22 protein-coding genes and 2 tRNA genes are annotated in these 23,777 nt (G+C 33.7%); 13 read left to right on the top strand and 11 right to left on the bottom strand.

Annotated features, from left to right (window positions below):
* Positions 1-74: 74 nt before the first annotated feature.
* The 3 genes from EAH81_RS13140 (at position 75) to EAH81_RS13150 (ending at position 3,399) form a co-directional block, all read left to right on the top strand.
* A complete protein-coding gene (locus EAH81_RS13140; RefSeq protein ID WP_140507750.1) occupies positions 75-899 on the top strand; it encodes a universal stress protein in 825 nt (274 codons plus the stop codon).
* A 205-nt stretch (positions 900-1,104) separates the two neighbouring features.
* Positions 1,105-2,520 carry an aldehyde dehydrogenase family protein gene (locus EAH81_RS13145; RefSeq protein ID WP_140507752.1) on the top strand — a complete coding sequence of 472 codons (1,416 nt, stop codon included), beginning with the start codon at positions 1,105-1,107 and terminating at the stop codon, positions 2,518-2,520.
* A 72-nt stretch (positions 2,521-2,592) separates the two neighbouring features.
* The gene (locus tag EAH81_RS13150; RefSeq protein ID WP_140507755.1) at positions 2,593-3,399 is read left to right on the top strand and encodes a helix-turn-helix domain-containing protein; all 807 of its coding nucleotides are present in this window, start codon (positions 2,593-2,595) and stop codon (positions 3,397-3,399) included.
* Between the two features lie 79 nt (positions 3,400-3,478).
* Here EAH81_RS13150 and EAH81_RS13155 read toward each other — a convergent pair.
* The 3 genes from EAH81_RS13155 to EAH81_RS13165 form a co-directional block, all read right to left on the bottom strand.
* Positions 3,479-3,549 (bottom strand) — tRNA-Gln (locus EAH81_RS13155).
* A 184-nt stretch (positions 3,550-3,733) separates the two neighbouring features.
* A complete protein-coding gene (locus tag EAH81_RS13160; RefSeq protein ID WP_140507757.1) occupies positions 3,734-4,789 on the bottom strand; it encodes a hypothetical protein in 1,056 nt (351 codons plus the stop codon).
* A gap of 199 nt (positions 4,790-4,988) precedes the next feature.
* Positions 4,989-5,059: transfer RNA gene (locus EAH81_RS13165), tRNA-Gln, on the bottom strand.
* A gap of 245 nt (positions 5,060-5,304) precedes the next feature.
* Here EAH81_RS13165 and EAH81_RS13170 point away from each other — a divergent pair.
* The gene (locus EAH81_RS13170; protein WP_140507759.1) at positions 5,305-8,583 is read left to right on the top strand and encodes a DUF2723 domain-containing protein; all 3,279 of its coding nucleotides are present in this window, start codon (positions 5,305-5,307) and stop codon (positions 8,581-8,583) included.
* A gap of 91 nt (positions 8,584-8,674) precedes the next feature.
* Entirely contained in the window at positions 8,675-9,310 is a 636-nt protein-coding gene (locus EAH81_RS13175; protein WP_140507761.1) for a polysaccharide deacetylase family protein, read from the top strand.
* Between the two features lie 26 nt (positions 9,311-9,336).
* On the opposite strand, the gene EAH81_RS13180 is transcribed toward EAH81_RS13175, so the two are convergent.
* The 7 genes from EAH81_RS13180 to EAH81_RS13210 all read right to left on the bottom strand — a co-directional run bounded on the left by EAH81_RS13180 (position 9,337) and on the right by EAH81_RS13210 (position 14,081).
* On the bottom strand, positions 9,337-9,639 hold the full coding sequence (locus EAH81_RS13180) for a thioredoxin family protein (protein WP_007803883.1): 303 nt from the start codon (positions 9,637-9,639) through the stop codon (positions 9,337-9,339).
* A gap of 74 nt (positions 9,640-9,713) precedes the next feature.
* Positions 9,714-10,949: a metallophosphoesterase gene (locus tag EAH81_RS13185; RefSeq protein WP_140507763.1), complete on the bottom strand. Its 1,236-nt coding sequence runs from the start codon at positions 10,947-10,949 to the stop codon at positions 9,714-9,716.
* A 177-nt stretch (positions 10,950-11,126) separates the two neighbouring features.
* The gene (locus EAH81_RS13190; RefSeq protein ID WP_089353114.1) at positions 11,127-11,312 is read right to left on the bottom strand and encodes a hypothetical protein; all 186 of its coding nucleotides are present in this window, start codon (positions 11,310-11,312) and stop codon (positions 11,127-11,129) included.
* A gap of 106 nt (positions 11,313-11,418) precedes the next feature.
* Positions 11,419-12,756: a sensor histidine kinase gene (locus tag EAH81_RS13195; RefSeq protein ID WP_241676560.1), complete on the bottom strand. Its 1,338-nt coding sequence runs from the start codon at positions 12,754-12,756 to the stop codon at positions 11,419-11,421.
* A 10-nt stretch (positions 12,757-12,766) separates the two neighbouring features.
* Complete coding sequence (locus EAH81_RS13200; protein ID WP_140507766.1) at positions 12,767-13,441, bottom strand: response regulator transcription factor; 675 nt, start codon at positions 13,439-13,441, stop codon at positions 12,767-12,769.
* Positions 13,442-13,633: 192 nt separating this feature from the next.
* Complete coding sequence (locus EAH81_RS13205) at positions 13,634-13,825, bottom strand: hypothetical protein (RefSeq protein WP_140507769.1); 192 nt, start codon at positions 13,823-13,825, stop codon at positions 13,634-13,636.
* 58 nt (positions 13,826-13,883) lie between these two features.
* Positions 13,884-14,081 carry a hypothetical protein gene (locus EAH81_RS13210; protein ID WP_140507772.1) on the bottom strand — a complete coding sequence of 66 codons (198 nt, stop codon included), beginning with the start codon at positions 14,079-14,081 and terminating at the stop codon, positions 13,884-13,886.
* Between the two features lie 413 nt (positions 14,082-14,494).
* Here EAH81_RS13210 and polA point away from each other — a divergent pair, with 413 nt between their 5' ends.
* Both polA and EAH81_RS13220 read left to right on the top strand, forming a co-directional pair.
* Positions 14,495-17,341, top strand: a complete 2,847-nt coding sequence (polA, locus tag EAH81_RS13215) for a DNA polymerase I (RefSeq protein WP_140507775.1) — start codon at positions 14,495-14,497, stop codon at positions 17,339-17,341.
* A 60-nt stretch (positions 17,342-17,401) separates the two neighbouring features.
* A complete protein-coding gene (locus EAH81_RS13220; RefSeq protein WP_140507777.1) occupies positions 17,402-17,791 on the top strand; it encodes a hypothetical protein in 390 nt (129 codons plus the stop codon).
* A 56-nt stretch (positions 17,792-17,847) separates the two neighbouring features.
* Here EAH81_RS13220 and EAH81_RS13225 read toward each other — a convergent pair whose 3' ends face one another.
* Positions 17,848-18,873 (bottom strand): LacI family DNA-binding transcriptional regulator, encoded by a 1,026-nt coding sequence (locus EAH81_RS13225; protein WP_140507780.1) that lies wholly within the window; start codon positions 18,871-18,873, stop codon positions 17,848-17,850.
* A 194-nt stretch (positions 18,874-19,067) separates the two neighbouring features.
* On the opposite strand from EAH81_RS13225, the gene EAH81_RS13230 reads away from it, so the two are divergent.
* The 6 genes from EAH81_RS13230 to tsf all read left to right on the top strand — a co-directional run bounded on the left by EAH81_RS13230 (position 19,068) and on the right by tsf (position 23,768).
* On the top strand, positions 19,068-19,817 hold the full coding sequence (locus EAH81_RS13230; protein ID WP_140507782.1) for a ferritin-like domain-containing protein: 750 nt from the start codon (positions 19,068-19,070) through the stop codon (positions 19,815-19,817).
* Between the two features lie 26 nt (positions 19,818-19,843).
* Positions 19,844-20,656 carry a ferritin-like domain-containing protein gene (locus tag EAH81_RS13235; RefSeq protein ID WP_140507784.1) on the top strand — a complete coding sequence of 271 codons (813 nt, stop codon included), beginning with the start codon at positions 19,844-19,846 and terminating at the stop codon, positions 20,654-20,656.
* A 193-nt stretch (positions 20,657-20,849) separates the two neighbouring features.
* Positions 20,850-21,305 carry a 50S ribosomal protein L13 gene (gene rplM, locus EAH81_RS13240; RefSeq protein WP_140507786.1) on the top strand — a complete coding sequence of 152 codons (456 nt, stop codon included), beginning with the start codon at positions 20,850-20,852 and terminating at the stop codon, positions 21,303-21,305.
* The gene (gene rpsI / locus EAH81_RS13245; RefSeq protein ID WP_007808909.1) at positions 21,305-21,691 is read left to right on the top strand and encodes a 30S ribosomal protein S9; all 387 of its coding nucleotides are present in this window, start codon (positions 21,305-21,307) and stop codon (positions 21,689-21,691) included. The genes rplM and rpsI overlap by 1 nt, the downstream gene beginning before the upstream one ends.
* Before the next feature lie 173 nt (positions 21,692-21,864).
* Positions 21,865-22,668 carry a 30S ribosomal protein S2 gene (gene rpsB, locus EAH81_RS13250; protein WP_140507788.1) on the top strand — a complete coding sequence of 268 codons (804 nt, stop codon included), beginning with the start codon at positions 21,865-21,867 and terminating at the stop codon, positions 22,666-22,668.
* Positions 22,669-22,805: 137 nt separating this feature from the next.
* The gene (tsf, locus tag EAH81_RS13255; protein ID WP_140507792.1) at positions 22,806-23,768 is read left to right on the top strand and encodes a translation elongation factor Ts; all 963 of its coding nucleotides are present in this window, start codon (positions 22,806-22,808) and stop codon (positions 23,766-23,768) included.
* Positions 23,769-23,777 lie beyond the last annotated feature (9 nt).

Genomic DNA, 23,777 nt, shown 5'->3' on the forward strand with positions numbered 1-23,777 from the left:
TGCTCTAAAAATATTTCTTATCTTTATGGAAGCATTAAAATAACGGAATTTTCACTATTTAATCTCTAAATATCATGAAACGAATTCTAGTACCTACCGACTTCTCAGAACATGCAGAAGACGCTTTGAAAGTTGCCGCCAAAATCGCCAAAAAAAACGATTCCGAAATTATCATTTTGCACATGCTTGAATTACCCCATCAAATGAACGATGCAATTATGGGCGGAGCAAGCATTCCGGAAACCATGCTTTTTATGAAAAAGGCAAACGAAATGCTGGACGAAATTTCATCAAAACCTTATCTTGACGGAATACAAGTGACTGAAATCGTAAAAATGGACAAACCAATTCATGGAATTACGCAGGTAAGCAACGATTACGAAATTGACTTAATCGTAATGGGCTCACACGGGTCATCCGGAATTGAAGAACTTTTAATAGGCTCCAATACCGAAAAAGTAGTACGGAATTCTGATATTCCGGTTTTAGTAATCAAAAAAGACATTACAGACTTCAAAGTTGGGAATATCGTTTTTGCTTCTGATTTTTCTGAAGAAACCAAAAAACCATTCGAAAAACTTTTAAACTTCACTAAATTCTTCGAATCAAAAATTCATTTAGTCACAATCTGTACTCCAAATAGCTTTAAACCAACTCACGTTATCCAAAAAGCGATGAGCGATTTTATATCTGAATTCAATCTCACCAATTACACCACTCAAATCTATAATGACACCAATATCGAAAAAGGAATTATCAATTTTGCCAACAGCATAAATGCAGATATTATTGGAATGTGTACACACGGAAGAACTGGTTTCGCTCACTTTTTTAACGGAAGTATTAGCGAAGGTTTAGTAAATCACACTGTAAAACCCGTGGTTACTTTTAAAATTTAAGTAAAATATAAAACCAAAATTAACCTTGTTTAATCCCATAAAAAGTCTTCATTTGAGGGCTTTTTTTTTATGAAATTCAATCAGTTTAATGAGTTTAAAGAAAAACACGCGAGCTTTACAACAAAGCACAATTGAGCTTTTCAACAAAGCAGAAGACGTGATTTATATAGAAATTTGTCAAATAAAATTCATAACATAATACAACATGAAAACAATAGACAAAATCTATATCAATGGAGAATTTGTTACTCCGCTAGGACAAGAATATTTTGACCTTATAAGTCCAACAACAAACGAAAAACTAGGAAGAGTTCGCTTAGGAAACACAGAAGACACTCAAAATGCAATAATTGCAGCTAAAAATGCTTTTAAAACTTTCTCCAAAACCACAATCGCAGAAAGAGTTCAATATCTGCAAAACATAAAAACGGCAATCGAGAAAAGAAAAACCGATTTTATTGATATCATGATTGAAGAATACGGCGGAACACGCCAGTTTGCAACCATAAGCTATGAATACATGTTAAAAGGCTTTGACTCTGCAATCAACTTATTAAACACCTATGATTTCACCAAAAAAATGGGAGAATCAGAAGTTCAAATGACACCTCTTGGAGTAGTTGGCATCATTATCCCATGGAATTCCAGCAACGGTTTTATCTGCAGCAAACTGTCAACAGCAATTGTCGCAGGATGCACAACGGTTATAAAACCAAGCGAAATGAGCGCACAACAAACACAATTAATCGCAGAATGCCTTCACGAAGCAGGTTTACCAAAAGGCGTTTATAATATTGTAAACGGACTTGGTGATGTTGTTGGAGCCGAAATAAGTCGAAATCCTGATATTGCTAAAATTTCTTTTACCGGATCGACCACCGTTGGAAAAATCATTGCAAAAGAAGCCATCAACACCATGAAACGTGTCACGCTGGAACTTGGAGGAAAATCTCCAAATATTATTTTGGATGATGCCGATCTTTCAAAAGCAATCCCACTAGCAATGAGCGCCGCCTATATGAACAATGGACAAGCGTGCATTGCCGGAACAAGATTATTAATTCCAGAAACTAAACTCGAAGAAGTCAAACTCCTGATAAAAGAAATAGTTTCAAACACAATTGTTGGCGATCCAAAAAACGAAACTACAGCAGTTGGACCAATGGTAAGCACTAAACAATATGCCCGCGTTCAGGATTATATTCAAATAGGAATAAATGAAGGTGCCGAAGTTCTAATTGGAGGCTTAGGAAAACCCGAAGGATTAGAAAACGGAAATTTTGTAAAACCTACCGTTTTCATCAACGTAAACAACCAAATGCGTATTGCCAGAGAAGAAATATTTGGTCCCGTTTTATCGATCATTACCTATAAAACCGAAGAAGAAGCGATCGAAATAGCAAACGACACCACATACGGACTACAAGCCTACGTAAGTTCTTCGGATGCAAAAAGAGCCAACAAAGTAGCTTCGCAAATCAATGCAGGGCGAGTACAAATAAACGGAATCGGACATGATCCGATGGCGCCTTTTGGCGGATTCAAACAGTCAGGAATAGGCAGAGAATTTGGCGTTTTAGGACTCGAAGCCTATCTCGAACCAAGAGCATTAATTCAATAAAAAATAATTTCCAAAGATCCGGACATCTTTAATACGAAAAGATTTTCCGGATCTTTTTGTAACTTTACAATTATGAGCGCAAAAACAAATACAAAACCAAAAATACTTTACTCCTGCTATTACGCACGCAGTCGTGAAGGCGAGCATTTTATACCCGAACATGTATTTAGCTATCAGATTTCAGGCGAAATGACAGCCTCAGACAGTAAAAACACTTATCATACAAAAGCGGGAGATTTTCGCTTTAGCAAAAGAAATCATCTTGCAAAATTCACCAAAATACCACCTGACGGAGGAGAATTCAAAACCATATCTCTTTTTCTGGATCAGGAAATTCTGCGCGAAATAAGCAAAGAATATGATTTCAAAATTGACAAAAGAACAGATTCAGAAGCCATGATTATACTAGCACCAAACCCGCTTTATAAATCTTTCATGGAATCACTTATATCCTATCTTGAAGTCGAACAAGAAGACAATCAAACGCTTTTTAATTTAAAAATAAAAGAAGCCATTCATCTCTTACTTAAAGCAAACCCCGAATTAAAAGACATCTTATTTGATTTTACCGAACCAGGAAAAATGGATCTGGAAGCTTTTATGAACAAGAATTTTCATTTTAATGTACACCTAAACCGCTTTGCTTATCTCACCGGCAGAAGCCTGGCGACATTCAAAAGGGATTTTCAGAAAGTATTTCAACAAACACCCGGAAAGTGGTTATTAAACAAAAGACTTCAGGAAGCTTATTATTTGATTAGTCAGGGAAACCCGCCATCAGAAGTTTATATCGGCGTTGGTTTTGAAGATTTATCTCATTTTTCATTTTCATTCAAAAAGAAATTTGGCGTGGTTCCTTCTTCTTTATTCGCGAAATAAAAAAACTTTAAAAAACAAAATATAGCAACACGAAACTTTATTGCATAAAAAAAGCCTCTCGATTGAGAGGCTTTTTTTGTTGGTCTACAAGGACTCGAACCTTGAAAGACTGCACCAAAAACAGTTGTGTTACCATTACACCATAGACCAGCAGTGCTGTTAAGCGAGTGCAAATTTAAAACTTTTTTTAGTATATGCAAATTTTTTATATCATCTCATACAACAAAACCTTTTTACAAAAAAATCCAAATCAAAAAAAGATTAAAAACAAAAAAGAAGTCACTGAATTAACCACCACTCTTTCAATCACATCACCACTTATTCATCAAGCCAACTAATTGCTTAAAGAATTAAACTTTGACTGAAAATCAGAAATTTTCACAAAAGAAGTCTCAGCTCTCAAATACAAGTCTTTGTCTTTAATTTTTATCTCCGCAAAAGAACCCAAATCAATTACCGAATGATCATTCCCTGACTTTATTTTTATTTTTCCGCCCTTAAAAAGAGTTAACGCATTATTTTGAAGATTTAGTTTGTAAATCCCCTTACCTCCAATCAAAACGTACAAATCTCCCTTTGAATCAAAAGAAACACTCCTATAATCATCTGTTGAACTAGAAATCAAGGTAACTACCTTCCATGCATTGTTCACAAATTCCATTTTTCTAATATTATAACTCAAAAAATTCTCATTAACACGCCATTTATCAACTATATAAAAAGTTCCATCTTGAGAAATCATTTCATTCACATCGCCAAAACCAGCATCCTGACCTATTCCATCTTTTATCACATTTTTTCCAGAACCAGCTACAAAAGTCTCTGATTTTGATTCCAAAAACACGCGCTTTATAGTTCTTTCATTAGAATCAAAAACAAAACATGTTTTATCATTAACAGCAGTAAAGACCCACAACCTACTTCTATCAAAAAATGGAGAAGGACCTGGAGAACTAAGTGGAGCCATTGTATAAAAAGGTTCCAACTTTGAAAAATTATCCTTAAACAGAAACATTTTGTCGTAATCAACATCATGAATAGGCGCAATCAAAAAAACATTTCCTTCATTTGTCAACATTAATTGACTCTGATAAAACCCTATAATATTCAACATCTTAAGAGGCTTTACATTTCCTAATAAATCAACCTTCATAAAAGCCACAGAGTCTTTCCCTTCGCCACGCCACTCTCCTACTTTAAAAATAGTATTATCATTGTTTATAACAAAATCATCAATCTCCTCATTCAAGACATAATCGGCTTCAACTTCTGTTTTTATCTCTTTTACAGGCTCTTTTGAAGGCTCTTTTTCAAGATCTGAATCAGAATTACAACCATTAAACACCAAAAACAAACACATCATCCCAACTAGTAAAATTCTATTTCCCATTTATTTTATTTATTTTTATTTTTCCCTAAATAATCACGCACTGAAACACAAATACAATCTTCAAACAAATATACAATCTCATCGTAACCACAAATACAACTTCCTCTTTTTTTTATTGCTCTATGAATTTTTTTTGATTCGACGAAAATCCTTAAATTTATTGCATAAAAAAAAGCCTCTCGATTGAGAGGCTTTTATGTTGGTCTACAAGGACTCGAACCTTGAAAGACTGCACCAAAAACAGTTGTGTTACCATTACACCATAGACCAGCGTTGCTGTTAAGCGAGTGCAAATTTAAAGCTTTTTTTAGTTTGTGCAAACTTTTTGAAGAAAAAAAATCATTTTTTTTGATTTTTTTATCTTTAAAATTCGCAATTCCCACACAAGTATTTCACAAACAACGTATTACTTCATTCAAATACTTTTGTAGAATTTTATGTTAATGGTCGTTTCTTTAAACAAAAAAACATTTTCTTTGTAGGATAGAAAACATACAAAATTTTAACACCTAAATATGGCACAATTCAATTTCAATAAATGGAATACAATTATTGGTTGGTTTGCATTTGCAATCGCTTTAATTACTTATACACTAACTGTTGAACCTACCATGAGCTTTTGGGACTGTGGCGAATACATTGCTACAGCGGCTAAATTAGAAGTTGGTCACCCTCCGGGAGCACCACTGTTTCAAATGATGGGCGCATTTTTTGCTATGTTTGCTATAGACAACCAACATATTGCTGTGATGGTAAATATGATGTCTGTTTTTTCAAGTGCATTCACTATTTTATTTATGTTTTGGTCTTCTTCAATGATTCTGAAAAAAATCGTTGCTCGTTTTGCTGAAATAGATCAAAACAATTCAATTGCTATATTAGGAGCTTCTTTTGTTGGAGCATTGGCTTTTACTTTCTCTGACAGTTTTTGGTTCAATGCTGTTGAAGCCGAAGTGTATGCAATGGCATCTTTATTAATTGCATTGCTTTTTTGGCTTGGATTACGTTGGGAACAAGATATGGACAAACCAAAAGGAAATAAATGGCTGTTGCTTATTTCGCTTGTTGTTGGTCTTTCATTTGGAGTTCACTTTATGGCTTTATTGACCATTCCTTCAATAGGTTTTCTATACTATTTTAAGCATTATGAAAAAGTTACAATTAAGAATTTCATTATAGCCAATCTTGTAGTAGTTGGGATTTTGTTATTTATTTTCATACTACTATTACCATTAACGATGGCATTGTTTGGAAAAACCGAAATTTTCATGGTAAACAGTATGGGATTACCTTTTAATTCGGGAACCATTTTTGTGGCGCTATTATTTATTGCTTTCTTCTACTTTGGATTAAAACTTACCAAACAAAAAGGACTGATTTTTTACAACACTATTATTCTTTGTATCTTATTTATTTTTATTGGATTCTCAACGTGGATGATGTTGCCGGTTCGTGCGAATGCAAATACAGTAATCAACGAAAATAAACCATCAGATGCAACCGAGGTTTTAGCCTATTACAATCGGGAACAATATGGTGTAAACCCATTGTTTTACGGGCCTCAATACACGGAAGTTTTTGCAGGTCTGGATGCCAAAAATCCTTATTCGGACAAAAAACCTAACTACGAAAGAGATTATAAAACTGGTAAATATATTATTACCAACAATTATAAAAATGCGGATCAGAACAGTGATGACAATCAAAAAACGATTCTGCCAAGAATGTGGAGTACTGAAACCGGGCACATTCAAAATTACATTAGCTTCACAAATCCTCCTAATTTCAAAATAGATCCAAATCATAATTATGATGATGATTTAGGAAAATACGGAATTGACGCAAGTCAATTAAGTGAAGAAGAATACAATAAAGCTACTGCGCAATTACGTAATGAAGTTGACAAAACAGTTTCTGAATTCAGAAAGGCTTTTTCTCAAAAACAAATTGACAACGAAGGCTATGTTAAATTCTTAAAAAGCTACGGTGAATATTTAATCATAGAAAAACCAACAGCTACAGACAATTTCAGTTTTATGTTCGAATATCAATTTGGATACATGTACTGGAGATATTTGATGTGGAATTTTGTGGGACGTCAAAACGATGTTCAGGGAAAATATGATAATCTGGACGGAAACTGGATTAGCGGAATTAAAGCGCTTGATTCAGTTCATCTTGGTTCTCAGGACAATTTACCTTCTGATGTTTTAAACAACAAAGGACGTAATGTTTACTTTTTCCTGCCCTTTATCTTAGGCTTAATTGGGATAATGTACCATGCAAATAAAGACCTTAAAAGTTTTTATGTCCTTCTGGCGTTATTCTTATTTACCGGAATTGCATTAAAAATTTATCTGAATGAGCGACCGTTTGAACCTCGTGAAAGAGATTATGCACTTGTAGGATCCTTCTATGTGTTTGCCATATGGATAGGTTTTGGAGTCTATTCGCTCTACGAAAGCTTGCAAAAATATATCGCTCCTAAAATTGCAGGACCAGCTATTATTGCAGTAAGCTTATTAGCAGCTCCAATTTTAATGGCATCTCAAAACTGGGATGATCATGACAGATCAGAGCGTTATACTGCTGTTGCAATGGCAAAAGCATATTTGAATTCGTGTGACAAAGATGCTATTTTGTTTACCATTGGAGACAATGACACATTCCCTCTTTGGTACGCACAAGAAATTGAAAAGATCAGAACTGATGTAAAAATCGTAAATACAAGCTTATTTATGACGGATTGGTATATTGATCAGATGAAAGCAAAATCATATGAATCTGAAGCATTGCCTATATCATTTACTCATGATGAATACGTAGGAGATAAACTGGATTATGTAGCTTATATTCAAAAAGTAGAAACTCGTTGGGACATTAAAGATTTAATGTCTTTCATCAAAAACCCTAAGTCTACTGTTGGATTACAAAACGGACAAACAATCCATTTTTATCCAACTAATAAGATAAGAGTTAACATTGACAAAAACACAATCATTAAAAACAAAGTTGTAGATCCAAAATATAACGATTCTATCGTTCCTTATATCGATATTGACATCAAAGGAAATGCGTTGTACAAAAACCGCTTAATGATGTTGGATATCCTTGCTAACAACAATTGGAAAAGACCAATTTACTTTAGTGGTGGAGCTTTTGATGATGAAGATTATCTTTGGTTAAAAAACTATTTACAGTTAGACGGAATGGTTTACAAATTGGTTCCTATTAAAAATGTTCCATCAAAAGATGGCGGACCTATGGATATGGGGCAAATTGATGCCGATAAAATGTACAACATTGTAATGAAATGGGACTGGGGTAATAGTAATGGTAATATTTATCACGATCCTGAAACAAGAAGAAACAGTATCACATACCGTACAAATTTATCACGTTTAATGGATCAACTTATTGCGGAAGGTAAAATTGATAAAGCTAAGAATGTTATCAATTTAGCAATAACAAAAATGCCGTTGGATAAATTTGGATATTATTCTCTTGTTGAACCTTTTACTAACGGATATTATAAAGTTGGTGAAACAGCAAAAGCACATGATTTACTTAATCAATTAGTTCAAAAATACAGAGAGAACCTAAACTATTATGCAACTCTGACTCCAGGCGATCAAACGGATTTGGCAATGGATATTATTACTGATATCGAACGCTACAGAAGTTTATTGGAGGTTATGAAGAAAAATAACGACAAAGCATTCTACGAGAAACAGAAAGTAACTTTTAATACTTATGTAAACGTTTTTGAACGTTTTGGCCGTGAAAAAGAATAATATACGAAAAATATAGCAATTAAAAAAATGCAGCACTGTTTGATAAATAGCGCTGCATTTTTTAAATTTACATATCACTAAATTCTTCCAAATGAGCTTTTATTGGGTAAAAACAAATTCATTCATAAAAAGGGTGTTTTCTAAATATTGTTGGGACATCCCAAACAAAGAAAAGAAAATATATCTCACGTTTGATGATGGTCCAACTCCAGAAGTTACAGAGTGGGTTTTGTCTGAATTAAAAAAGTTTGATGCAAAAGCTACTTTTTTCTGTATCGGAAAAAACATTAAAGCCAACTTATCTTTATTCGAGAAATTAATAACTGATGGACATTCTATCGGCAATCATACTATGAATCACGTTAATGGCTGGAAAAGCAATAACAATGACTACATTGAGAATGTAAAAAATTGCGCAGCAGTTCTTGAAGAAGAAAAAACGTGCAATCTAATATTTCGTCCCCCTTACGGGAAGATAAAAAAAGCGCAATCTAAAATATTGAGAAATCTAGGCTACAAAATAATTATGTGGGATGTTTTAAGTGCTGATTTTGACCAAAGTATTACTCCTGAAAAATGCCTTGAAAACGTTACCAAAAATGTTAAATCGGGAAGCGTCATTGTATTTCATGACAGTATAAAAGCATCGCAAAATCTAAAATTTGCACTACCTAAAACCTTACATTTTTTAAAAGAAAATGGATATAAATTTGATATTATTCACTAAATAATATCAAATCTGAAAGTAGTATTCTATAAGCTAAATTGCTCCTGGACAATTCCAATAATCGTATTCGCATCAAGTTCTCCTGATTGCCTCCAGATCATTTGCCCTTCTTTGTAAATCATCAAAGTAGGAAGTCCTTTGATACGCAGGGCTTCTGCTAATTCCTGATTTTTATCCACATCAATTTTAATCACCTTGGCTTTATCGCCAAGCGCAGCTGCAACATCCTTAATAACAGGATGCATCGATACAGATGATTCGTTCCAATCCGTGTAAAAATCAATTAACACTGGAACTTGAGCATTTATAAGTTCTCCAAATTTTGACATAAAACCAAAAATTTAATTCTTTTTTATTCTGTTAAAAAGAGATAATTATATACAAATGTAGCATTTTTAACGAATTAAGCCACATTGTTCCCTTTTTTTAGTTCAATCACGGTTATTTCAGGCATAATACCTACTCTACCCGGATAGGCATGAAAACCAAAACCTCTGTTTACATAAACATATCGTCCTGCATTTTCGTATAATCCTGCCCATTGTTTATAGATATATTGTGCCAGACTCCATTTAAAATATCCCGGAATTTCAATCCCAAATTGCATACCATGCGTATGACCTGACAATGTTAAATGAAAGTTTTTAGGATGATTCTTAATCTCATATTCCCAATGACTTGGATCGTGACTCATTAGTACTTTAAAATCGTCCTGATGCACATTCTGAGAAGCTTTATTTAAATCTCCTGCCTTTTTAAAGTTTTGCCCCCAATTCTCTACTCCAATTAATGCAATTTTATCATCGCCTTTTTGGATATAGGTATGTTCGTTTAATAAAAGATCAAACCCAATCTGACCGTAAAGGCTTTTTATCTCTTTGAAATTTTCATCTTTCTCTTTTTCAGAAGGCCACGTAACATATTCACCATAATCATGATTTCCTAAAACGGAGAATTTTCCATACTTATAATCTTTTATTCTCTTAAAAGTTTCTAACCAGGGATGCATTTCTTTTGCGTGAGTATTTACAATATCTCCTGTAAACAAAATCATATCCGCTTCTTGTTCATTAATCAGATCAATGGCATAATTTATCTTTTCCGGATTATCAAAACTTCCGCTGTGAACGTCTGAAATCTGAGTAATTCTAAAACCGTCGAAAGCATCCGGTAAATCAGGAAAGAAAACGGTTTGTTTTATTACTTTAAAATTATATTTCCCTTCAAATATTCCATAAATCAAAGATAAAAAAGGAACAGCTGCCAAACCTAAAGCAATCTGGCTGACAAACTTTCGTCTGTCCGGCATCATTTCTTTTCTGGTAGCATTATACATGAAATAATTCAAAAGACTTGCTCCTATTCTAAAAATATCTTCACCAAACATAATAAGTGTCAAAACAATTTTTGGAACATAAACCAATAACATCAAACCCATTGTAAACATGGTTTGTTTGGTTTGTCCAATAGAACGATCGAATTGCGTGAAAGAGTATATGATAAAAATTAAAAGCAGTAAACTTATAATTTGATAGCTAACCAAAACCCATCTTAATTTGATTACAGTACGAAAGGCCTGGTAAGAATAGAACTCAATAAACAAAAAAAGAGCACAGAGAAGTACAAAACGAATTATCATTAGTTATAGTTTTAAGCAAAGTAACAAATAATGAAAATTTTATAGCTTTTTATTATCAAAATTTTAACTCTAATAAATGTAAAAAGCTGATAGATTTCTCCACCAGCTTTTTCTCTACCAAATTTTTCAAAACCTTTAATAATCCACAACAGGTTTACATTGTAAACCAATGTTGTTTTATTTTTGAGCTTTTGCAGCTTCTGGTTTCGCAGCTTCTGCTTTTTTAGCTTTTTTATCAGCTTTTTTGTCTTTTTTAGGAGCTTTAGCTTCTTTTGCCGGAGTTGTTTGAGCTGGAGTTGTTTGAGCGCTTACCATTGCAGTTGTTCCTAAAACAGCTACTGCTAACATTACTAATTTTTTCATGATTTGAAGATTTTATGATTGTTATTATTTCATTTATTATACCTCAAAGATATAATCACTAAATGAAGATTAAATGAAGATTGAACCAACCCGAAAAAATTAACTTTTAATTGTGTTTTGTCATTTCCGGAAGCAATAACATAAAGGTAGTTCCTTCATTTATTTGCGAAGTAACTTTGATTTCGATATGATGAAAAGATGCAATACTCTCTGCAATAGCAAGTCCTAAACCCTGCCCATCCTGATCTGAACTGATTCTGGCAAATCTATTAAATATGTTTTCTATCTGAGAAGCATTCATTCCAATTCCTAAATCGGTAATCGAAATAAAATAACGATGTTCCAGAAAACCATCTTCGACTACAATGCTGCCTTTTGGCTTATTGTATTTTATGGCATTGGTTACCAAATTATAAATCAGGATATGGATTAGCGTTTTGTTTCCTGTAAAGATATAATCATGCTGCATTTTATTCAGAAACTGAATTTCGCGATCCTCAATACGATCTTGAAGATCTTCCTGCAGATCCGTAATGATTTCATGAAAATTAATAACCTCGTTTGCCTCATATTGATTATTTTCTATTCTGGAAATCAACAGTAAGTTATTGATAATTTTTTTCAGCATATCTAATGTTCTGAGAGATCCTGCAATTTTATCAAATGCATTATCATCTAAAGAATCATTCTGTAGTAAATTCTCAAACTTACTTTTAAGCAATGCAATTGGCGTAAGAAGTTCATGCGAAACATTAGAAATAAATTGTTTTTCTTTTTTAAAAAGTTCCGCAATACGATCCATCATTTGGTTTAAAACAAAATCAAGTTCCCTAAAATCTCTCGATCTCGCTTTTATTGGAGTATGATCAAAAGATTCGGGCTCATTTACACGCCTTATTTTTGTGTCTATAATTTTATAAAAAGGTTTCAGCAGAAATTCAATATAAAAAGTATCTGCCAAAAAAGTAATCAACAGAATGACCACAAAAACAATTATTATAAAAAACCGAATAATAAAGGTAAGATCATTTATTTCGCTAAGACTGCTTCCTATTTCGAGTTGATATCCCTGTTTTTCATAGGTAAAATGATATTGCAGAATTCTATATTCACTTTCTTCGCCTTCTATAATCCTAAACTCATTGCTAAAGACTGCTTTTTTCTGATTGGCTTTTATTGGAGATCTTGAAAGTACTAAAAACTCACTGTGAAGTGTAGAAAACTGAGAATAGGTTTCTGTAGAATCATCCGAATTTTCGATAAAATCATCAATTTCGCTTTTATTCAAGTGCTCAATAAACTTGTGTTTCTTTTCCAGCAAACCATTATTGATGTGTCTATAAACCACATTTTCTACCAAAATAGGCAGCATTAACCACAAAATCAAAATAACCAACAATCGGGTCAATGCGTTAAAAATGGCTAATTGGTGTTTTATTTTCACAGTTATTTATTTACTCATTAATACGATATCCAACATTTCGCACAGTTTCAAACCAGTCAATTGCCCTGTGTTTATCTAATTTTTTTCGAAGATTTCGAACATGAACATCTATAAAATTAGAATCCGAATTTACTTCGAGAATGTCTCCCCAAATATGTTCTGTTAACTGTAATCTTGTAATAACCCTGTTTTTATTCAAAACTAAATATTGGAAAATATCAAACTCTTTCTTGGTCAAATTTATCGGGATTTCATCATAACTCACTTTATAATCCTGAAGTTGCAGCAAAAATCCGTGAATGCTCAAACTATTCAAAGTAAAACCATGAATCCTGCGAATCACGGCAAACAATCGCGCACTTAGTTCTGTCAGTGCAAACGGTTTTGTCAAATAATCATCAGCACCCAAATGCAAACCGTTTATTCTGTCGTCTAATTCTCCACGAGCTGTCAGGACAATTACCGCTATTTTTGATTTGGTTTTTCGGACTGTTTGCAAAACCTCAAAACCATCTCCGTCAGGCAAACCAAGATCCAATAGCATTGCATCATAATCATTGCTATTGATTTCCTCAAGTGCATCGGCACAATTATGTGCTATTTTGCAAACATAACCCACGTTGCACAAAAAATCGTAAACCTCTACAGCAAGTTCCTTATTATCTTCAACAATCAAAATATTCATAAAAATAGCATTTAAGCGCAACTAAATTTAAGTAATTATAAAAAGCCCTGTTACGCATTATTAAAAAATTAACGAATCAAAAAAAGCTGATAAATTTCTTTACCAGCTTTTCCTCAACCGCATTCTCCATAATCATTACTTCTGTTTTGTCTCCTTCACAATGCTTTGAAAACAAAACAAAAACAATTTTTATTATTTCATTTTAGTTGCATCTGCTTTTGGAGCTTCAGTTTTCTCTGATTTTGCTTTTTTATCAGCATGGTGTTTGTGAGATTTGGTAGCTTTAACCTCTTTTGCAGGCGCTGCCTGAGTTGGTGTAGTTTGTGCGCTAACCATTGCACTTGTTCCTAAAACTGCCACGAGTAACATAACTAGATTTTTCATAACTTTTAAATTTAAATTAATTACTTTTTATTTTTTTTATGCTCTTTTGTTCTTTTTTTTATTTTTTTGCTTTAGTAGCTTCTGCTTTTGGAGCTGCTTTTTTTTCTGATTTTGCTTTTTTATCAGATTTCTTTTTAGGTTCTTTTGTTGCTTTAACTTCTTTTGCAGGAGTCGGTTTTGTTCCTTTTGCAGGAAATGCACTAACCATTACACTTGTTCCTAAAACGGCTACTAGTAACATCAAAAAATTTCTCATGATTTCTAATTTTTATATTAATACCTTTTATTTTACAGATCAAATTTACCCCTGTAATATGAAGACAAAATGAAGAAACCTCTGAACATAAATAATTTAACTTGACATTAACTATTGGGAGTTTTTTTACCATATAAGTTATATAAGTTCATATTAAAATACGTGTAATATGGTGTTTACATAAAACAAACCAGATGTAACCGCACAAACATAGACGCATTGCTATGCGCCTTTACTTAAATGAACTTATATAACTTATATGGAAAAAATCCATCTAAACCATAGATGCACTGCTGTGCATCTCTACATAATATGGTAGAAAAACATTCTTATTTTAAATTTGTGTTTATTTTTAAGAACCGAATCGTTTTTAAAACCCAATTGTTTATTTTTACGGACTAATATTTTTTTTTATGTCAACTCAAAAACGTCTTTTTCTTCTCGATGCTTACGCTTTAATTTTTCGTGGTTATTATGCCTTCATAAAAAATCCGCGAATTAACTCTAAAGGAATGGATACATCAGCAATCATGGGTTTCATGAATTCGCTTTTGGATGTTATTAAACGTGAAAAACCAGATCATTTGGCTGTAGCTTTTGATAAAGGCGGAAGTCAGTTGCGTAACGATTTATTCCCGGAATACAAGGCAAACCGTGATGTGACACCAGAAGCGATCAAAATTGCTGTTCCTTATATATGCGAATTATTAAAAGCAATGCATATTCCAATTATAGAAGTAGCAGGTTTTGAAGCCGACGATTTAATAGGAACAATTGCAAAACAAGCCGAAAAAGAAAACTACAAAGTTTTTATGGTAACTCCTGATAAGGATTTTGCACAATTGGTTTCTGAGAATATCTTTATGTACAAACCGGCTCGTATGGGTAACGGAATTGAAATTTGGGGAGTTCCTGAAGTTCTGGCAAAGTTCGAAATTGATCGCCCTGAACAAGTAATCGATTTTCTTGGAATGATGGGTGACGCTGCCGATAATATCCCCGGGCTTCCGGGTGTTGGTGAAGTAACCGCAAAAAAACTTCTGAAAGAATTTGGCACGATGGAAAACCTTCTGGCAAATACCGACAAGCTGAAAGGAAAAATGAAAGAGAATATTGAAGCCAATAAAGAAAAAGGATTATTATCTAAAACATTAGCTACTATAATATTAGATTGTCCGGTAACTTTTAATGAAAACGATTATGAGTTAACACGTCCTGATATCGAAAAAACAGATGCTATTTTTCAGGAATTAGAATTCAGAAGAATGGCGGAACAATTTGACAACTTGTTTAAAGTTGGCGGTGGTAATGAATTAGCAGCTTCTGCTCCGGCTTCTGACCCTAAATTATATAAAAAACCACAACCCAAGAATGAAGATCAATTTGATCTTTTTGGAGGTGGTTCTACAGAAGAAGATGCAGAAACACCAAGAACTTCTTTTTACAATACTTTAGAAAACACACCTCATTCCTACCAGCTTATCCAAGGTGATTTAGGAATAAAATTGCTATTGCAAAATTTACAAAACCAAACTTCTGTTTGTTTTGATACCGAAACTACTGGTTTGGATGCTTTGCATGCTGAATTGGTAGGAATTGCTTTCTCATACGAAAAAGGAAAAGGCTTTTATGTTCCGTTTCCGGAAAGTCAGGAAGAAGCTCAGACTTTAATTGAAAAATTCAGACCGTTTTTTGAGAATGAAAACATCGAAAAAATTGGGCAGAATCTAAAATATGATTTAAAAATCCTTTCTAATTATGGTGTAATCGTAAAAGGAAAACTTTTTGACACCATGATTGCGCATTATCTGATCAATCCGGATATGCGTCACAATATGGATATTTTATCAGAAACTTATTTGAAATATGCTCCAAAATCAATTGAAGCATTAATTGGAAAAAAAGGAAAAAATCAAATTACAATGCGTGACGTAGCTCTTGAAGATGTCAAGGAATATGCCGCAGAAGATGCTGATGTAACTTTTCAATTGAAAGAAATCTTTACAACAGAATTAGATAAAACAGAAACTAAAAAGTTATTTGATGAAATCGAAATTCCATTAGTAAGCGTTTTAGCCGCCATGGAAACAGAAGGAATTCGTCTTGACGTTGACTTTCTAAAAGCAATGTCTACCGAAATGGATGTAGAGATTAAATCTTTGGAACAAAAAATATACGAAAGTGCAGGCGAAAAATTTAATTTGGCTTCGCCGAAACAATTAGGAGATATTTTGTTTGATAAAATGAAAATTGGCGGAGCAAAGCAAAAGAAAACTAAAACTGGTCAATATGCGACTGGCGAGGAAGTTTTGACTTATTTAGCCAATGACAATCCAATCGTAAAAGAAATTCTGGATTGGCGTCAAATGGTGAAATTGCAAAGCACGTATATCCTGGCTTTGCCGGAACAAGTAGACAAGAAAACGTTGCGCGTTCATACCGATTATATGCAAACGGTTGCCGCAACCGGTCGTCTAAGTTCTAATAATCCTAACCTGCAAAATATCCCAATTCGTACTGAAAGAGGTCGTCAGATTCGTAAAGCTTTTGTGGCACGCGATGAAAACCATACTTTAATCTCTGCCGATTACTCTCAAATAGAATTAAGAATTATTGCCGCTTTAAGCGGAGAAGAAAATATGATTGCCGCTTTCAAAAACGGAGAAGATATTCACAAAGCTACAGCTTCAAAAGTTTTTTATGTGCCTTTGGATGAAGTTTCACGCGAACAAAGAAGCAATGCAAAAACCGTAAACTTTGGAATTATCTACGGAGTTTCTGCTTTTGGCTTAAGCAGTCAAACCTCTTTATCTCGTAGCGAAAGTGCTGCCTTAATTGAAGCGTATTACAAAACATACCCAAGATTAAGATCTTATATCAATGAACAAATTCAATTTGCCCGCGAAAAAGGATATGTACAAACGATTTTAGGCCGTCGCCGATATTTAAAAGACATTAACTCGGCAAATGCTGTGGTTAGAAGCGCCGCCGAACGAAATGCCGTGAACGCACCAATTCAGGGAAGTGCTGCCGATGTGATTAAAATCGCGATGATCAACATTCATAAAAAACTAAAAGAAGAAAACTGGAAATCAAGAATGCTGCTTCAGGTTCATGATGAGCTTGTGTTTGATGTTCACAACGATGAACTCGAAAAAATTCAACCAATGATCAAACACGAAATGGAAAATGCTTTTATAATGAGCGTTCCTTTAGATGTAGAAATTGGTATTGGTAAAGATTGGTTAGCGGCGCATTAATAATTTTAGATTTCAGATTGTTGATTTTAGATTTTTAGATTCTATTAATAGAAAACCAGAATGGCAGACAATTTTAAACCTCCTATAAAAACCAGAACTACGGAAGAATTACTAAATATAGTTGGTTCTCCAAAGAAATGGAATCGCGATGCACTTTATCTTGCCAAATATGAATTATCAAATAGAAATGTTGATACTTCAGAAATAGATAAAGCGATCCAATTAGCAAATAAAAAAGAAGAAGAGGAAATATTAAGAAAGGTAAATAAAAGCTATCAGCTTTCAGATTTTCTTTTAAAACCTAAAAAAACTTTATTTGAATTATTATTTACTTGGGAATTAAAAAAAGACGGCTACATTCTAAAAGCAAAGCAACAGAGAACCTTTAGAATTAAACTTATTGTTGTTATTCTTTTTGTTTACTTAATCAAATTTATTCAGGAGAATTGAATAAAAAAACCATCAGTTTCATCTGATGGTTTTTTTTTATGTATTATTTTTTATGCTTATTTTTTTCTTGTTGATTCTCGTTCTTTCAATTTTGTTTTGATGACGATTGTTTCATAATCTGTCGTTTCACCTTCTTTTTCTTCTAAACGTTCGATTAATCTTTTAGCAGCAACTTCTCCAATTTCAATTCCATGTTGACTTACAGTTGTCAAACTTGGAGACAAACGTCTTGAAGCCAAAATTCCATCGGCAAAACCAATTATCGAAATATCTTCTGGAACTCTGAATCCTTTTTTCAAACTAATTCGTAAAGCAGCAACTGAATCATTTTCATCCAAAGCAAAGATTGCATCAATTTTATTATCAAAAATAGCATCTATCTTGGCTTTCATATCATCTTCAGAATCAGTACGAAGAATGATTTTTTCGTTTACCGGAATATTGTTGTCTTTTAAAGCTTTCAAATATCCATCAGCTCTTAATTTTCCAACACTTAAATTATCTACAGAAGAAATTAGAGCGATATTTACACATCCTAAGTCAATTAAATGCTGTGTAGAATTTAAAGCCGAATCAAAATCATCAACCACAACCTTGTCACATTCTACTTCATCAGCAATTCGGTCAAACATTACAATTGGAGTTCCATCATTAATAATAGCAGAAAAATGGCTGTAGTCTTGTAATTTCTGAGCTTCTTCTGAGACCGAAAGAATAAATCCATCAATTGTCCCGTTGCTTAACATTTCAAGTGTATGAATTTCTTTCTCTAAGGATTCGTTCGAAATACATGTAATTACATTATATCCTTTTTTATCGGCTACTTTTTCGATACCACTAAAAACCTTTGCAAAAAAGGAGTTTAATATATTAGGTATAATTACTCCTATCGTTTTGGTTTTACGATTCTTCAGATTCAAACCAATAACGTTAGGCTTATAATTTTTGAGTTTGGCATACTCCTTAATCTTCACCTTCGTTTGCTCACTAATTTCAGGGCTGTCATTTAACGCCTTAGAAACAGTCGAAACAGAAACACCAAGTTCTTTCGCAATTTGTTTTAGAGTTGCTTTAGCTTTCATTTAAAAATAATTTTATGTAATTAATACAAATATAGTAGAATTACCTAAAATAAAACAAAAATCCCCTACCAGTATTTGAATTCACAGGATCTTTTTAAAATAAAATTAAAAAAGTGCGATTTTCCAAAACCGCATCTCTTAAAATCTCGTTAATACCTTAATATATGTTATTAACCTTATAAAAGACCTTGATTATGAAAAACGAAGTTAAAATTCATGAAGTAGACCCTTCATTGAATAACAGAAGGAGCTTTCTTAAGCTCAGCGGATTAACACTAGTTAGTGCAGGTTTGGTTATCGCTGGCTGCAGCAATAATGATGACAATGATTCTCCGATGGAAGATACTTCATTGCCCGGGATTAGAAATGGCGTGTTTGATTTGGGATCCGGAGATTTTGGAGTCCTTACTTACGCTTACGCTTTAGAACAATTAGAAGCTGATTTTTATACTAAAGTTGTAAATGCATCAAACTTCAATACAACTTTTAATGATATCGAACGACAAGTGCTAACCGACTTGTATCACCACGAAGTAATTCACAGAGATTTTTTCAAAGCTGCATTGTCGGGAGCGCTTCCTAACCCAAGTACTCAATTATTGCCTTCTTTAGCATTTAATTATGGTTCTATGAATTTTAATAGTCGTAGTGAGGTTCTTGCAACAGCAAAAGCGTTGGAAGATACCGGAGTTGCCGCTTATAACGGAGCTGGAAAATTGATTAAAAGCCCTGACTATCTTTTATTAGCCGGAAAAATTGTTTCGGTTGAAGCAAGACACGCTTCAGCAATAAGAAGTTTAATCAATCCAAATTCAAGCGATTTTGCAGGTGATGATATCATAAGCACTTCTACAGGTTTGGATGCTGCCAAAGATCCTTCTAAAATTCTACCTATTGCCGGAGGTTTCATTACTACAAAATTTACTGCCAAATACTTACCTTAATCCTAACTAGCTAAAACTTAGAAATTATGAATATTTTAAAATTTATAGAAACATTTACTGATGATAGCTTAATGAGAAGCACTGGTTCAAGAAGAGACAGTTTTAATCAGTTTGGAAATATTGGAAAAACACTGGCAATGGCATCAATTCCTTTTGGATTATCCGCTTTCGCCAATAAAGCATTAGCAAAAGATATTACTGCAACACCGGCAACTCCCATTGGAGCTTTGCAATTTGCCTTAACTTTAGAATACCTTGAAAACGAATTTTATGCAATGGCATTAGATTCCGGAGTAATTCCTGCATCAGAAAATGGAGGACGAGATTTAAAAGTTTTTCAACAAATAGCGGCACATGAATCTGATCACGTTAAATTTTTAATTGCGGGATTAGGAGGAACAATGAGCGCCAATTTTGTTACAAAACCTACCTTTGATTTTACTGTTGGAGGTGCTTTTGATCCTTTTGGAGATTACCCAACCTTTCTGGCATTGGCACAAGCGTTTGAAGATACAGGCGTAAGAGCTTATAAAGGTCAGGCTGCAAATTTAATTTCGGCACCGGACTTATTAACTGCCGCATTACAAATTCACTCTGTAGAAGCACGTCATGCTTCAGAAGTAAGAAGACTGCGCGGATTAAAAGGATGGATTTCTAACGACGAAAGAGGAGCAGGAATGCCATCAGCCACGCAAGCGGTTTATAATGGCGAAGGATTAACAATGCAGGCAGGATTCAATACAGCAACCGCATTTGGCGCCGCTGCAGGATCAGAAGCTTATGATGAGCCACTTACAACCCAACAAGTTGTAGATATTGCAAATTTATTTATTGTTTAGTACAAAAAATTCTAAATATTGAACCACCTTCGCGTTATTGTGAAGGTGGTTTTTTTTTATTGTTTTAAATATAAAACTGATGCCCTGATTTTCAGCAGATAAAATATTCTTTTCAGGTATTTGGTTTTAAAATAATTAATTGTACTTTTGCATCCCCTTTATTGGGGATGGAATGTTTAATTAAAATAATATTATGGACGCATTAAGCTACAAAACAGTTTCAGCTAGCAAAGCCACTGTAACTAAAGAGTGGATTGTTGTTGACGCTGAAGGTCATAACTTAGGACGTCTTGCTTCAAAGGTTGCAATGATCTTAAGAGGTAAGTACAAGCCTAGTTACACACCACACGTTGACTGTGGAGATAACGTAATTGTTATCAACTCAGAAAAAATTAACCTTACAGGTAGAAAAATGGATGACAAAGTTTACGTACGTCATACAGGTTACCCAGGAGGACAAAGAACTTTAACTGCTAAAGTATTGCAATCTAAAAACCCTGCATTACTAGTAGAAAAAGCTGTAAAAGGAATGTTACCTAAAAACAAATTAGGAGCTGAACTTTTTAGAAATCTAAATGTTGTTGTAGGGTCTGAGCACAAACAAGGAGCTCAAAAACCTAGAACTGTTAACCTAAACGATCTTAAGTAATGGGAGTTATTCACAAAATCGGTAGAAGAAAAACCGCTGTTGCACGTGTATATGTTTCTGAAGGAACAGGAAAAATCACTGTAAACAAAAAAGAATTCGCAACTTACTTTCCAACTGCAACTTTACAATACAAAGTTTTACAACCAATGTCTATGACAGAAAATGTAAACAACTTTGATGTAAAAGTAAACGTTTACGGAGGTGGTTCAACTGGTCAGGCAGAAGCTGTAAGAATGGCATTAGCACGCGTTATGTGTGAAGTAAATGCTGAAAACAGAGCTATCCTTAAACCAGAAGGTTTATTAACAAGAGATCCAAGAATGGTTGAACGTAAGAAATTCGGCCAGAAGAAAGCTCGTAAGAGATTCCAATTCTCTAAACGTTAATATTACCTGTCTTGTGCATATGGTACAAGACATTATCAATTTATTGAAATTAAAAAACACAGTTGTTGTTGCTCTCCTATCGAGGTAGGAAATAGTTTAGCATCTAAATGTATAAAGCCTGGGAAACCGCCATTTATACATTGCTAATCAACAGAACGTAAACTAGTACAAAAATGGCAAACAAAATAGAAGTTAAAGACTTACTAGAAGCAGGTGTTCACTTTGGACACATGACTAGAAAATGGGATCCAAACATGGCCCCTTACATTTATATGGAGCGTAATGGTATTCACATTATCAATCTATATAAAACTGCAGCAAAAATTGAAGAAGCTAACGAAGCTTTGAAAAAAATCGCTGCATCAGGTAGAAAAATCTTATTCGTAGCTACCAAAAAACAAGCAAAAGACATCGTTGCTGAAAAAGCAAAAGCTGCAAACATGCCTTACATCACTGAAAGATGGCCTGGTGGAATGCTAACTAACTTTGTAACTATCAGAAAGGCAGTTAAAAAAATGTCTTCTATTGATAAAATGAAGAAAGATGGTACTTTCATGACGTTATCTAAAAAAGAGCGTTTGCAAGTTGATCGTCTACGTGCTAAATTAGAGAAAAACTTAGGTTCAATCGCTGACATGTCTAGACTACCAGCTGCATTGTTCGTAGTAGATATCAAAGCTGAACATATCGCAATAAAAGAAGCACAAAAATTAAACATTCCAGTTTTCGCAATGGTTGATACGAATTCTGACCCAAGAGAGGTTGATTACGTTATTCCTGCAAATGATGATGCTTCTAAATCAATTGACAAAATTTTATCTTTAGTTACTGCTGCTGTAATCGACGGTCTTTCTGACAGAGGTTCTGACAAAGAAACTGAAGCTACAACAGAAGAAGCTGCGGCTCCTGCTGCTGTAGAAGCTGCTCCTGCTGCACCAGCTGTTGAAGCTGCTGCTCCTGCTGCAACTGAAGAATAAATCAAATTTAAATTCCAAATTTTAAATTCCAAATTCCAAATACAAAATTAAAAACTTTATGTTGATAATTTAATAAAATTGGAGTCTGGGATTTAGAAGATGGAATTTTTACTTTTAACATTAAAATTCAAAATATTATGGCAACAATTACTGCTGCAGACGTAAATAAATTAAGACAAACTACAGGTGCCGGAATGATGGACTGTAAAAAAGCTTTAGTTGAAGCTGATGGAGATTTCGATAAAGCGATACAAAACCTTAGAGAAAAAGGACAAAAAGTTGCTGCTAACCGTTCTGACCGTGAGTCTTCTGAAGGTGCTGCTGTTTCTTTTGTTAATGCTGACAAAACTAAAGGAGCTATTATCACTTTAAACTGCGAAACAGATTTCGTAGGTAAAAATGAGGCTTTCGTAACTTTAGCTAAAGAATTAGTAGAAAGAGCTATTAACTTCTCTTCTAAAGAAGAATTTTTAGCTTCAGATTTCAACGGAATTACTGTTGCTGAAAAATTAATCGAGCAAACTGGTGTTATCGGTGAAAAAATCGAAATCGGTGGTTTTGAAATCTTAGAAGGCGCTTTCGTTGGATCTTATGTTCACGTTAACAAAATTGCTGCATTAACTTCAATTTCTGCACCAATTGCTAATGGTGACGTTTTAACTAAAGACATCTCTATGCAAGTTGCTTCTATGGGAGCTGATACATTATCTTACAAAGATTTTGATCCTGCTTTCGTTGCTTCTGAGCTTGCTGCTCGTATTGCTATAATCGAAAAAGAAAATGAAGAAGCAAAACGTTTAGGAAAAACTTTAAAAAATGTTCCTAAATATATCTCTTTCTCTCAATTAACTGAAGAAGTTATAAAACAAGCCGAAGAAGATGCTAAAGCTGAATTAAAAGCTGAAGGTAAACCAGAACAAATTTGGGATAAAATTATTCCAGGAAAAGTTCAACGTTTCATCTCTGACAATACTACTTTAGATCAAGAGAAAGCTTTATTAGATCAAAACTTTATCAAAGATGACAGTAAAAAAGTAAGCGATTACGTTAAAGGATTCAACGTTGAAATTACAGGTTTCAAAAGAGTTACTTTAGGTTAATATATTATT

Source organism: Flavobacterium pectinovorum (assembly GCF_006438875.1).
Classification (GTDB): domain Bacteria; phylum Bacteroidota; class Bacteroidia; order Flavobacteriales; family Flavobacteriaceae; genus Flavobacterium; species Flavobacterium pectinovorum_A.